Annotated in this window: 16 protein-coding genes; 3 read left to right on the top strand and 13 right to left on the bottom strand. The window is 59.2% G+C overall.

What is annotated here, in order from left to right:
• Nucleotides 1-3 precede the first annotated feature (3 nt).
• From Q1A63_RS04970 to Q1A63_RS04915, 12 genes are all read right to left on the bottom strand, one after another.
• Nucleotides 4-783, bottom strand: coding sequence for a succinate dehydrogenase iron-sulfur subunit (locus Q1A63_RS04970; protein ID WP_298970339.1), 780 nt, complete (start codon nt 781-783; stop codon nt 4-6).
• Between the two features lie 19 nt (nt 784-802).
• Nucleotides 803-1132, bottom strand: a complete 330-nt coding sequence (locus tag Q1A63_RS04965; protein ID WP_298970341.1) for a hypothetical protein — start codon at nt 1130-1132, stop codon at nt 803-805.
• Nucleotides 1129-1824: an FkbM family methyltransferase gene (locus tag Q1A63_RS04960; RefSeq protein WP_298970343.1), complete on the bottom strand. Its 696-nt coding sequence runs from the start codon at nt 1822-1824 to the stop codon at nt 1129-1131. Before Q1A63_RS04960 ends, Q1A63_RS04965 begins: the two co-directional genes overlap by 4 nt.
• A 120-nt stretch (nt 1825-1944) precedes the next feature.
• Nucleotides 1945-3750: a succinate dehydrogenase flavoprotein subunit gene (gene sdhA / locus Q1A63_RS04955; RefSeq protein ID WP_298970345.1), complete on the bottom strand. Its 1806-nt coding sequence runs from the start codon at nt 3748-3750 to the stop codon at nt 1945-1947.
• Between the two features lie 49 nt (nt 3751-3799).
• The gene (gene sdhD / locus Q1A63_RS04950; protein ID WP_298970347.1) at nt 3800-4171 is read right to left on the bottom strand and encodes a succinate dehydrogenase, hydrophobic membrane anchor protein; all 372 of its coding nucleotides are present in this window, start codon (nt 4169-4171) and stop codon (nt 3800-3802) included.
• Nucleotides 4172-4180: 9 nt separating this feature from the next.
• A complete protein-coding gene (gene sdhC, locus Q1A63_RS04945; RefSeq protein ID WP_299630909.1) occupies nt 4181-4564 on the bottom strand; it encodes a succinate dehydrogenase, cytochrome b556 subunit in 384 nt (127 codons plus the stop codon).
• Nucleotides 4565-4719: 155 nt separating this feature from the next.
• Complete coding sequence (locus Q1A63_RS04940) at nt 4720-5382, bottom strand: DUF1194 domain-containing protein (RefSeq protein WP_299631176.1); 663 nt, start codon at nt 5380-5382, stop codon at nt 4720-4722.
• Nucleotides 5383-5440: 58 nt separating this feature from the next.
• A complete protein-coding gene (locus Q1A63_RS04935) occupies nt 5441-6160 on the bottom strand; it encodes a DUF4344 domain-containing metallopeptidase (RefSeq protein WP_299630907.1) in 720 nt (239 codons plus the stop codon).
• A gap of 23 nt (nt 6161-6183) precedes the next feature.
• A complete protein-coding gene (locus Q1A63_RS04930) occupies nt 6184-7218 on the bottom strand; it encodes a MaoC family dehydratase (RefSeq protein WP_298970350.1) in 1035 nt (344 codons plus the stop codon).
• Nucleotides 7218-7421, bottom strand: coding sequence for a DUF1737 domain-containing protein (locus Q1A63_RS04925; protein WP_298970351.1), 204 nt, complete (start codon nt 7419-7421; stop codon nt 7218-7220). Before Q1A63_RS04925 ends, Q1A63_RS04930 begins: the two co-directional genes overlap by 1 nt.
• A gap of 17 nt (nt 7422-7438) precedes the next feature.
• Complete coding sequence (locus Q1A63_RS04920) at nt 7439-7996, bottom strand: NnrU family protein (RefSeq protein ID WP_299630904.1); 558 nt, start codon at nt 7994-7996, stop codon at nt 7439-7441.
• A 4-nt stretch (nt 7997-8000) separates the two neighbouring features.
• Complete coding sequence (locus tag Q1A63_RS04915) at nt 8001-8858, bottom strand: CoA ester lyase (protein WP_298970353.1); 858 nt, start codon at nt 8856-8858, stop codon at nt 8001-8003.
• Between the two features lie 328 nt (nt 8859-9186).
• Between Q1A63_RS04915 and Q1A63_RS04910 the strand changes: the two genes are divergently transcribed.
• Nucleotides 9187-9519, top strand: coding sequence for a hypothetical protein (locus tag Q1A63_RS04910; protein WP_298970355.1), 333 nt, complete (start codon nt 9187-9189; stop codon nt 9517-9519).
• Between the two features lie 92 nt (nt 9520-9611).
• Here the strand turns inward: Q1A63_RS04910 and Q1A63_RS04905 are convergent, their stop codons facing one another.
• Nucleotides 9612-10367 carry a sulfite exporter TauE/SafE family protein gene (locus Q1A63_RS04905; protein ID WP_298970357.1) on the bottom strand — a complete coding sequence of 252 codons (756 nt, stop codon included), beginning with the start codon at nt 10365-10367 and terminating at the stop codon, nt 9612-9614.
• A 192-nt stretch (nt 10368-10559) separates the two neighbouring features.
• Here Q1A63_RS04905 and mdh point away from each other — a divergent pair, with 192 nt between their 5' ends.
• Nucleotides 10560-11522, top strand: a complete 963-nt coding sequence (mdh, locus tag Q1A63_RS04900) for a malate dehydrogenase (RefSeq protein WP_298970359.1) — start codon at nt 10560-10562, stop codon at nt 11520-11522.
• 102 nt (nt 11523-11624) lie between these two features.
• Complete coding sequence (locus Q1A63_RS04895; protein WP_298970361.1) at nt 11625-12215, top strand: TetR/AcrR family transcriptional regulator; 591 nt, start codon at nt 11625-11627, stop codon at nt 12213-12215.
• Nucleotides 12216-12331: the final 116 nt, after the last annotated feature.

Raw genomic sequence — 12331 nt, 5'->3', positions numbered from 1 at the left:
AGGTCAGACCCGGCGTTCGACCATCATTTTCTTGATGTTCGCGATCGCCTCTGCGGGGTTCAGACCCTTGGGGCAGGTCTTGGCGCAGTTCATGATGGTGTGACAGCGGTAGAGCTTGAACGGATCTTCCAGATCGTCCAGACGCTCGCCCGTAGCCTCGTCGCGGCTGTCGATGATCCAACGATAGGCGTGCAATAGCGCCGCTGGGCCGAGATAGCGATCGCCGTTCCACCAGTAGCTTGGGCAGGAGGTGGAGCAGGAAGCACACATCACGCATTCATAGAGCCCGTCGAGCTTCTTGCGGTCTTCGATGGACTGCTTCCATTCTTTCGCCGGGCGGTTTGTCTTGGTCTCCAGCCACGGCATGATCGAGGCGTGCTGGGCGTAGAAATGCGTGAGGTCCGGGATCAGATCCTTAACCACGGGCATATGCGGCAGCGGGTAGATTTTCACGTCACCCTTCACCTCATCCATGCCGTAGATACAGGCGAGCGTGTTGATCCCGTCGATGTTCATCGCACAGGATCCACAAATACCCTCGCGGCAAGAGCGGCGGAAGGTCAGAGTCGGGTCGATCTCGTTCTTGATCTTGATCAGCGCGTCCAGGATCATCGGGCCGCAAGCATCCAGATCGACGAAATAGGTGTCGGTGCGCGGGTTCTCCCCGTCATCCGGGTTCCAGCGGTAGATGGTGAACTTCTTGAGGTTGTTCGCGCCTTCCGGTTTGGGCCAGGTCTTGCCCTTGGTCATCCGGGAATTCTTCGGCAGTGTCAGTTGAACCATGTCGGGTCTCCTGTGTGAACTATAGGGTCGCCAGGGCGGCAGGGGCGGCCGCGCGCAGGCAATTTTGAGTTTCAACGCGCGCAAGCACCGATCTGATCGTGTCGGCGGTGTTTTCATCCGCGCCGGTCACCGCGTCCGCGGCCAGAGATTGCACTTCGCTGGCATCCGCATTGTCGACCACGCAATTCGTAAAGGGCTGGAACAGTTGCTTGGGCACCTGCGGAAAGTAGATTGCCAGCGCTTCGGGCAGCGCTGTTTTGGCGGCGTTACGCCCGGCTGTGTCGGTTGCCTGTTGCACATCAGCGCAAGCTGACAGGAGCAAAGCGGCGGGAAGAAGGAAACGGATCATGTGGTCCACCTTGTAAATAAGACATTCATAAAGCGCGGATGCGCTTTCTTGCCGGGGCCGGACCCGGTGTGCAGCACATCGCGCCACTCCAACCCGGCCTCTGCAAGCAGCGCCACCGATTGTGACGGCAGCCCGACACCGGCGAAGCGTTGCGTGTTTGACAGCTTCAGTATCACAAAATCGCAGCGTTTCAGAGTGTCCTGCGCGCCTTTCAGCACGTCAAGCTCGGACCCCTCTGTGTCGATTTTCAACCCCACACGCCCCGAATAGGCCAGGGCGATGTCATCGAGCCGTTTGACCGGCACGTAATGCTTTTCGGTCTTGGTGAATGTCGCCGCGGCAGGATCGGTGCGGCGCAGCAGGCTGGCCATGCCCTTTTCCTCGCCCTTATCGGAATGCGGCACCATCAGCGTCGCCCTGCCTTCATGCGCGCCCAGCGCCGTGGCATGAAAATGGAAGCTGTCCAGCACATCCCGTTCACGCACCTTTTCGGCACTTTGTTTTTGCGGGTCGACCAGCACGAATTGCGCATCCGGAAAGCTGCGGTAGAGCCAAGCGGTGCCTTTATCGACGCCCACATCAAACACCACATCAGGCGCAAACTGGTAGCTGCGCAGGTAAGGCGCACGCGTTTTGATGGGATGGGCGACCATCCCTTCAGATCTCAGCGTGCGGCGCAGGTCCTGGAGCATTCCGTGTCTGTCCCGCTCAGCCCAGGCTGGCCGGTTTGCGGGAGGCGACGGCGCGCGGTACCGTCGACAAAAGCCACGCCGCGGGCGCATCTGCAGGGGCCTGTCCGCCACAAATGCGCATCAAAAGGTCCTTTTCTTCGGCGCGATCTTCTTGGGGTCGATGCCGCCGTCGTTGTGGCTAGTCAGAGGCTGCTCATGCACCCCCCGATACCCCAGCGACGCCTTGTTGCCCTTGAACCAGATGAGTGAGTGCTTGCGCCAGTTCTTGTCGTCGCGCTCCGGGTGATCCTCATGGGCATGCGCTCCGCGACTTTCCTTGCGCGCTTCGGCCCCGGTGATCGTGGCCACCGCATTCGGAATGAGGTTGGCCAGTTCCAGTGTTTCCATGAGATCGGAATTCCAGACAAGGCTGCGGTCGGTCACACCCACATCGGCCCATTTGCCCGCGACCTCGTCCATGGCCTTCTTGCCCTCGGCCAGCGTATCATTGGCGCGGAAGACAGCGGCGTCTTTCTGCATGCATTGCTGCATTTCCAGCCGCAGTTCCGCCGTCGGCGTGTGCCCCTTCGCGTAGCGGGTGTTGTCGAAACGGTCGAGCGCGGCCTGCACCGAAGCGGCATTGGGTGTAGGTACAGCCGTTTCCGGATCAACAATTTTGCCAGCCCGGATCGCAGCCGCACGACCGAAGACCACCAGATCGATCAGCGAATTGGAGCCTAGACGGTTGGCCCCGTGCACGGAGGCACAGCCCGCCTCGCCCACGGCCATCAAGCCCGGCGACACGCGGTCAGGGTCATCAGATGTCGGTGCCAGCACCTCCCCCCAATAGTTGGTCGGGATACCGCCCATATTATAATGTACGGTCGGCAGCACCGGGATCGGCTCCTTGTTCAGGTTCACACCCGCGAAGATACGCGCGCTTTCCGAGATGCCCGGCAGGCGCAGTTTCAGCGTCTCGGGTGGCAGGTGGTTGAGGTTGAGGTGGATATGATCACCGTTCTTGCCGACCCCCCGGCCTTCGCGAATTTCCATGGTCATGCAGCGGCTGACATAGTCGCGCGGTGCGAGGTCTTTGTACTGCGGCGCGTAACGTTCCATGAAGCGCTCGCCTTCAGCGTTGGTGAGATATCCGCCTTCGCCACGCGCGCCTTCGGTGATCAGGCAGCCCGCACCGTAGATGCCAGTGGGGTGAAACTGCACGAATTCCATATCCTGCAGCGGCAGGCCCGCACGGGCCGTCATGCCGCCGCCGTCACCGGTGCAGGTATGCGCCGAGGTTGCCGAGAAATACGCCCGGCCATAGCCGCCGGTCGCCAGAACCACCATCTTGGAGCTAAAGAGGTGCAGCGTGCCGTCATCCAGTTTCCAGCAGAGCACGCCCTGGCAGACACCATCCTCGGACATGATCAGGTCGATGGCGAAGTATTCGATGTAGAATTCTGCATTGTTCTTGAGGCTCTGACCATAAAGCGTGTGCAGGATCGCGTGGCCGGTGCGGTCGGCGGCGGCACAGGTCCGCTGCACCGCAGGGCCTTCGCCAAACTCGGTGGTATGCCCGCCAAAGGGGCGCTGATAGATCTTGCCCTCTTCCGTGCGCGAAAACGGCACCCCGTAATGCTCCAGCTCGTAAACCGCCTTCGGAGCTTCGCGGGCGAGGTATTCCATCGCATCCGTGTCCCCCAGCCAGTCCGACCCCTTGACCGTGTCATACATGTGCCACTGCCAGTTGTCGGGCCCCATGTTGGACAGCGAGGCGGCGATGCCCCCCTGAGCCGCCACGGTGTGGGAACGGGTCGGGAAAACCTTGGTCACACAGGCCGTGCGCAGCCCCTGCTCCGCCATACCGAGGGTCGCGCGCAGGCCAGCACCACCGGCCCCCACGACCACCACGTCATATTCATGTGTTTCATATTCATAAGCAGCCATGGGTCATTCTCCTGGGTCTGCGCAGGCCCGGGCCCGCACGTCATTGGGTTTAGAGCGCAAGGCGCACGATTGCATAGAGGCCCACGGCCATGGCCGCGTAAGATACACAGGTCATCGCCACGATGGCGATTTTCTGGGCCAACCCATGCACATAGTCTTCGATCAGCGCTTGAACACCGCCCGCGAAATGTTTGAACGTCACGATGATGGTCAGCCCTGCAATCACCGCCGGGAACGGGCGGTTAAAGGTGGCAGTGACCTCCTCATAGGACGCGCCCAGCATCGGGCCGAAGGTAAAGACGAACAGCGGGATCAGGATCAGCAGCGCGCCGGAACTGACGGTCATGGACCAGTGGTGTTCGGTGCCGGTTTTGGCCGATCCCATGCCAATGGCGCGCTTGCGGTCTGTCAGATAGCTCATACCCGCCTCCTAAACGATTGCAATGGTCAGCAGCGTCAGAACGACGGAGCCGACGATGACCGCGTAGCCCAGCTTGTAGGCGGTATCCAGATCAAGCCCGATGCCCTGATCCCAGATCAGATGCCGCAGCCCTGCCAGGGTATGATACCACAGCCCCCAGAGCGACAAGGTCATGACCAGATCGCCGAACCAGCTGGTCAGGACGCCGTCGGCATAGGCGAAATATTCAGGCGATGTTGCCGCGGACAAAAACCACCACACCACCAGCAAGGACGAAATCAGCAGCGCATTGCCGGTGATCCGCGTCAGGATCGATGTCATCGACGTCAATTGGGGGCGATAAATCGACAAGTGTGGCGACAAAGGGCGGTTGCCCCGATTTACATCAGCCATAAAAGATTCCTTTTGTTCCCTGCTGTTCTTTTTACTGCTTATTACGGCCTTGTCACGCACCTCGGCCCGCATTCGGCGCGGTAAATTGGCGCGATTTGAGCAAAATAGCCAATTTCACCGATTTTGTGATCACAGTAATCCGAGGTGTGATCACGTTATGGCAGATGGCTCAATTGCCGGGTCGTCTCGCGTTGCAGTTTGCGCCGGATCTGAGCGGGGTAATCCTCGAACCCGTTTGCGGTGATGACAAACGCCCCCTCTCCCCGGATCAGGTTCTCGTAAAACCAGCCCGTCAGATCGTCGTCATCCGTTTCGATGGCCAGCGCGTTGACGGTCACATCCATCTCCGCCAGTGACGCATGACGCTCGCGTGGCAGCACGCCTTCGTTGGAAATACCATCCCCCGAGACGTCAATAACCTTTCTTTTGCAATGGGTTACCGCGACAAGAGCATGTTCTGCCGCAAGCAACGCCTCGCCAATCGCCGTGGAATAGTTGCGCCAGACGCGGCGGTTCGCAGCGATCTCATCGGCCAGACCCGTCACATCCGCCGCCGAGCCGATGGCGCGCCAGGGAATGGTCTGGCGTTGTCGGGAAGACCCGGTCCATTGGATCAACGTGACCTGTGCCTCCTGTTCGATCAGCGCATCAATCACGGTGCCGTCGCGCAATGCGGTGGCGAGCCCCTGCATCTGGATCTGGTATTCGCGTTCGTCAACGGACCCCGAGACATCCACGGCCAGAACAAGCGCCAATTGGCAGGCATAGCCCGCCCGCGCGCCCAACATCACGGTCAGACATATCGCAATCATCCGCATCATGGCCCAAGACTACGCAACCTTCGGCACATTCCCATCAGAAACTGCGATCACAGCTTCAAAAATCTGGGACGTCGCGCAAATAGCCGTCCAGTTCGGTACAAATGATGATCTCGCGCGTCTCGAGATCGTAGAAGGCGTTCACCTCCTCGCAATCTTCGCTGCTGACGGTCAGCGTCTCAGGCAAGACGAAATCCTCATTGAGCGCTGCGACCTCCTCGGCCATTATCGCATCGATGAACGGGTTGGTGCCGGCCTTGAACACGATGCTCTTGCCCGGTGCGTCCTGCGATATGTCATCCAGCACCGGCCCCCAGCTGTCATCCGCCAGCAGGAATTCCTCTTCACAGCTCTCGGCGCGTTCCTCGGGCAGCTCAAGCTCCTGCGCCAGATCCACACGCGCGTCCGGATTGGCACCATAGAACAGGCAGATCATCGTATAGTAGCGCTGCAAATCCGGGCCGTGCACGTCCCACAAAACCTGATCGTGGGTCTCTGCATCGTTCAGGAACCCGAAGGCGGCGTCATAGATGATGCTCGCTGCAGCTTCTTCTTCGTAGAAGGCATCGATCAACAGCACGCTCAGCACATCCGCCGCATCCTCTTCCTGCCCGAAAACAGGCAGTTGCAGGATGTCGATCAACGCATGACCAAACTCGTGATAGGTGATTGCCAGGAGATTGGCCGCGACGAAATCATCCGTGCGCGTCTGTGCAGCCCCGGGGCCAACAGCCAAAAGTGCAGCGGCACAAAGACCTGCCATCCATGCTCTTATCATGTGCTCTCCTCCAAGCGCGGGGATTACAACGGGACCAGTGCCCAGTAATCCAGATCAAGCAACACATGCGGCAAATACTTGCCATCTGCCCCCTTCAAGGTAAAGGGTTCGCCCCCCTTGGTGGCCACCAATCGCAACCGCAACGCCCCTACCCCGGGGGCTGATGTCTCTGCCTTGTCCAGCACTTCGGACCACGCGCGGATCGTGTCGCCCGAAAGGCAGGGGTTGGCATGGGCACCGCCGTTCAGACCCACCACCATCTGGGCATTGGCCAACCCGTTAAAGCTCAGGCTGCGCGCCATTGAAATCACATGACCCCCATAGATCAGGCGCGACCCGTCCGGGCGGGCCGTGGTGTCAAAATGTACCTTGGCGGTGTTCTGCCACAGCCGCGTGGCCATCATGTGCTCGGCTTCTTCGACCGTCACGCCATCGATGTGATCGATCTGCTCCCCGATCTGATAGTCTCCCCACCGGTGCGGTTCCCCGGCCAGGGTGAAATCGTAGTTGCTGAAATCCAGCCCCTTCGGGATCACCAGATCCTCTGCGGCGACTGCTTCAGGCAGATCCGGCACCACCGCTTCGGGTGCTGGCGCCTGCGGATCGCGTTTGCGCACCATCACCCAGCGGACATATTCCAGCACCGTTTCATCATGTTGGTTCAGCCCCGTGGTGCGGACCCAGACAACACCTGTCTTACCATTTGAGTTCTGCTTTACCCCGATCACTTCGGAGACCGAGCGCAGCGTATCCCCGGGCCAGACCGGCGTGATCCAGCGGCCCTGTGCATAGCCCAGATTGGCCACTGCGTTCAGCGACACATCCGGCACGGTTTTGCCAAAGACCACGTGAAAGGCCACCATATCATCAAGCGGGCTGAACGGCAGACCACAGCCTTGCGCGAACTGGTCCGAGGAATAGAGCGCATGACGCGCGGGGTAGAGCATGTGGTAAAGCGCGCGCTCGCCCATCTTCACCGTGCGCGGCACCGCGTGGTGGATCATCTGCCCCAGGGCGTAGTCTTCAAAAAAGCGGCCCGCGTTGGTTTTCGAGCCCATCACTGCGCCCCCAGTTTGGTGTCGGGCGTGTAGGTACCATCCACCTCTTTCACCACGGCCTGCCCGCAGCGCATCACGCCACTGGCCTGATCAAAGGTCTGCGTCGGCGAGCCGTAAAGCTCCCACCCCTTGTTCAAGGCCTCGGTCACCTTGTGACAAAAGGCCGAGGTGTCCTCTTCGGACAGAAAACGATAGAGTTTCATGGCAAGCTCCGGTGGATTCAGACGGGGAAGGGCCAGACGCCCAGCCAGATGTGAATGCCCGCAACGATGCTGAACAGCAAAAGGCTGATCACCGCGAGGCGCACATAGGTGGCGGTGCCCGCAGGCTCCGGCGGCGTCCAATCTGGCTCGGCGCGGTTGATCAGGATCACCTCGCCCACGGCCCAGGCCAGCAGAGCGCCAAAGAGTAGGATCGAGGGCAGATCGCCGTTGACCAGCAGGTGCGCAAAGGCCCAGACCTTGAATCCGGTCAGCTGCGGGTGCCGGATCTTGCTGGCCGGCCACGCCTTGGCCCCCTTCGCGGCGCTGGAACCATAGACCCAGAACGCCAGCAGCATCAGCGAGTTGTTCACATGCACCATGAAGCTTGGCGGCTGCCAGACCGGGATGAAATCTGCGGCGCGGTAGCCCATGATCATCAGCGCCAGCCCCGCCAGAATACCCACTGCGACGAGGCCCTTGCCGGGCATGCCAAGTGCGGCGCGCTGATCCGGTGCAAGCCGTTTAAAGTAGTGAGCGAGAATCCAGAGGATCACTCCGAGAATAAGAAGGGTCATTGGCCTACTCCGCGCTAAGAGTTGCTATCGCGTCCATCTTTGCCAGTGTTTCCCGGGCGGTTGCAACATGCAGATTTTCCACGATCCGCCCATCCACAACGGCAACGGCCTCTCCTTTCGCAATCGCATCATCGTAGGCCGCGATTTGACGGCGCGCGAGATCGATTTCATCCGCGGTCGGCGAAAAGGCGGCATTGGCGATTTCAAGCTGTGCCGGATGGATTAGCGTCTTGCCGTCAAATCCCATGTCACGGCCTTGCGCGCACTCCATCGCCAGCCCGTCTTCATCTCGAAAAGCATTATAGACACCGTCGATCGCCGCAACCCCATGCGCTTTGGCCGCCAACAGGCACAAACCGAGGCCAGTGATCAAAGGCATTCGGTCACCGCGAAATAGCGTGCCCATGTCCTTGGCCAGATCGTTGGTGCCCATGACCATGCCCTGGCACAGCGGATGCGCTGCGATCGCAGCTGCGTTCAGCATGCCCACCGGTGTTTCCATCATCGCCCAAAGCGGGAGATCCTCGGTGATCTCTGCCAGCGCCTCCAGATCTTCGGGGCTGCTCACCTTTGGCAACAAAACTGCATCTGCCGCCATCGCGCAGACTGCTTTTGCATCCTCAGCACCCCATTGCGTCGACAGGTCATTGATGCGCACAATCTTCAGGCGCTCGCCATATCCGCCCGCCGACAGCGCTTGCGACAACAGATCGCGCGCGCCGGGTTTCTCATCCGGTGCCACCGCATCTTCGAGATCGAAAATAATCGCATCTGTGGGTAGCCCGCGGGCTTTGTCCAAAGCGCGGGGCTTGGACCCGGGAATGTACAGAACAGATCGGAGCGGGCGGGACAGGTTTTTCATCTTCAGGTTCCAAAAGCTTAAACGCGTTACAAAGTTGCGCGGAATGGGGCATTTTTTGAAAGAAAGTTCAAGCGCAATTATGCCGCAATGCAGCAAATATCAAATGCAATCTATATCGCGCGGCTGATTAACCAATATTTCAATCCTAAGCGGGATGCTGATCCCGTCGAATATTTGGGCAAAGGTTGCTTCAGCTAGGCCGCTGCGAGTGGAATAATCCTTAATATTGCAGGCATATTTATTGAACCGGGGCCGCCCGGTCATCGCCGGGAAACCGGTCGGGCCAGATGACAGCGGGTGCCGCCTTTGACATGAAGGCAGACACACTATGACACGCACATCCAAAATGCTGCATTTGGGCGCGCTCAGCGCTGCAGCCGCACTCTATATCGCTACCACCACTGACGCTGCTGCACAAAATGCACGTAATTGTGCACCCCGTGATGCCGTTGTTGACCGGCTTGCTGACGGCTATGGCGAAACCCGCCAATCCATGGGCCTTGGCGCCAACAATGCCGTCATCGAAGTATTTGCATCGGATGAAACCGGCACGTGGACAATTACTGTCACGACGCCCAACGGGCTGACATGCCTGGTGGCTTCCGGCCAGTCTTTTGAGACATTGGCAGAGGCCCTGCCTGCCAAGGGCAACGACGCATAAATGACGGGTGGGCCGCGTGCCCACCATAAGGGATCCGATCTTTGATCCGCTTGCCTGATCGCCCATCACTCAGGGCTGCAGGCCATCACTCCTCAGGTCAGGCCATCCCAGATCAGCTTGGCTCCGGTGATGCTCAAAAGAACATAAGTCAGTGCAAAAAACAGGCGCTCAGGCATGATATGATGCGCGCGCACACCGAGCCACGCCCCGGCCAGAGCAAAGGGGGCCAAGGCCAGATTTGCCATACCGGTCTGCAGGGTGAACATGCCCAAAAAAGCGTAGGGGATGAATTTGGCGATGTTAATCACCCAAAAGACCAGGACAGTCGTCGCCTGATAATCGGTCTTCGTACGCGCTTTTGACAACAGATAGACAGCTGCCGGTGGTCCGCCTGCATGGCTGACAAAGCTTGTAAACCCCGCAACAGCACCAGCCAACACGCCCGCCCAAACGGGAAGTATCTGCTGGGCGCGGCGTACCAGGCCGTTGGCATTTGCCAGTTGCCACACCACAAACCCGACCGAAATTGCCCCGATCAACACACGAAAGACATCCGGCTCCGCAACCTTGTACAAGACCGCACCCAGCGCCACCCCGGGCAGTCCGCCGAGGATCAGTAGCAGCGCATCTTTATTGTCCCATTTGCGCCAATAGGGTCGCAAGGTTGCCGCATCGATCAGCATCAGCAGCGGCAACATCACCCCCAGCGCCAGCCCGGGTTCCAACACCAGTGCCAAAACACTTGCCGATGCGAAGGCAGCGCCGGAGCCGAATCCACCTTTCGATACCCCCGCAAACACCACCGCGGGCCCTGCGATGGCAAAAAACATCCAGTCCAGTGTCAGCACTCACAACCCCTTCACCCGTAAATTCCGCCCGCGTTGCCCGCCGAGCGCCGCGCAGGTGGTAAATCTGCACACGATTCGGTCCGCCCACATCACGATACCGTCTCGCCAAAGACAACCGCGCAAGCAAACTTGCGCAACCACGCGCTATTGGATAGCACAGGCGCAATTTCAACCGAACGCGGAGCAAAATCCATGGCCAGACCCAAAATCGCGCTGATCGGCGCAGGTCAGATCGGCGGCACCCTTGCCCATCTGGCAGCGCTGAAAGAACTGGGCGACGTCGTCCTTTTCGACATTGCGGAAGGCATTCCAGAAGGCAAGGCGCTCGACATCGCGGAAAGCGGCCCGTCGGCCAAATTCGACGCGGCACTGTCCGGCACACAATCCTACGAGGACATCGCTGGGGCGGATGTTTGCATCGTCACGGCTGGCGTTGCCCGCAAGCCCGGCATGAGCCGCGATGATCTGCTGGGCATCAACCTCAAGGTTATGAAATCCGTCGGCGAGGGCATCGCCGCGCATGCGCCAAACGCCTTCGTTATCTGCATCACCAACCCGCTTGATGCCATGGTCTGGGCGCTCCGCGAGTTCTCCGGCCTGCCCCATGAAAAAGTCTGCGGCATGGCCGGCGTTTTGGATTCCGCGCGCTTCCGCCATTTCCTGGCAAGCGAATTTGACGTCTCCATGAAAGACGTCACCGCCTTTGTGCTTGGCGGTCATGGCGACACCATGGTGCCCCTCGTGCGCTATTCCACTGTCGCAGGTATCCCCCTGCCCGATCTGGTGAAAATGGGCTGGACCACGCAGGAAAAACTCGATGCGATCGTGCAGCGCACCCGTGACGGCGGTGCCGAAATCGTCGGTCTGCTCAAGACCGGCTCCGCATTTTATGCGCCTGCGACCTCCGCCATTGAGATGGCCGAAAGCTATTTGAAAGATCAAAAACGCGTTCTGCCCTGCGCCGCCTATGTCGATGGCGCCTATGGGTTGAAAGGATTTTACGTCGGCGTGCCAACGGTGATCGGTGCAGGTGGCATTGAGCGTGTTGTCGAGATTTCGATGAACAAAGATGAGCAATCCATGTTCGACAACTCTGTCAACGCAGTCAAAGGCCTGGTCGAAGCGTGCAAAGGCATCGACAACAGTCTTTCCTGACTTGCACAATCAACACGGAAAAGCGCCCACACCGGGGCGCTTTTTTCATGCGACGTGATGAAATGGCGTTGACTGTGCCTTAGGTGCATGGTTCTTTACGCCATGTCAAGAAACGCCCTTCCCACATACGACCGCATTGTCACCGCGGCCTTGCACCTGCTGAGTTCGGGCGCAGGCGGGGCGGTACGCCTCTCCGACGTGGCCAAGAAAGCCGGTGTCAGCCGCCAGGCGATTTACCTGCATTTCAATTCGCGTGCCGATCTGTTGATTGCCGCCACGAAAGCGCTGGATAAAAAGCTCGACTTAGACGGTATGCTAAGAGCCAGCCGTACGGCCCGAACCGGTCGCGCGCGTCTTGATGCCTTTGTTTTGGCATGGTGTACGTATCTGCCACAAATCTATTGCGTCGCACGACCGCTGCTGGATATGGCCCCGAAAGATGCGGAAGCATCCGCTGCCTGGGCAAAGCGCATGTCGGATATGCGCGAAGGCTGCGAAGCCGCCATCCTGGCTTTGGCAGAAGATGGCCATCTTACACCACGCCTTGATACGGAAACGGCCACAGATTTGCTCTGGTCGATTTTATCGGTGAGCAATTGGGAAAACCTGGTTCTGATCCGGGAATGGCCGCAGGAACAGTATCAGGATCAAATGGTGGAAACTGCCCGACGTCTGTTTACCTTTGATTCATAAAATACCCCTGCGAATCCCCTGCATTATATGAAAATTGATCTTGCCTGATTATTTGTGATCACAGCCTGAAATGCTGTGATCACAAAATGCAATTTTCGCGCTGTGAACCCGGTCTC

This window comes from uncultured Roseobacter sp. (genome assembly GCF_947499265.1).
Classification (GTDB): Bacteria; Pseudomonadota; Alphaproteobacteria; order Rhodobacterales; family Rhodobacteraceae; genus Roseobacter.
The sequence above is the reverse complement of the archived record's forward strand: the minus strand, read 5'-3'. Positions and strand labels throughout refer to the sequence as shown.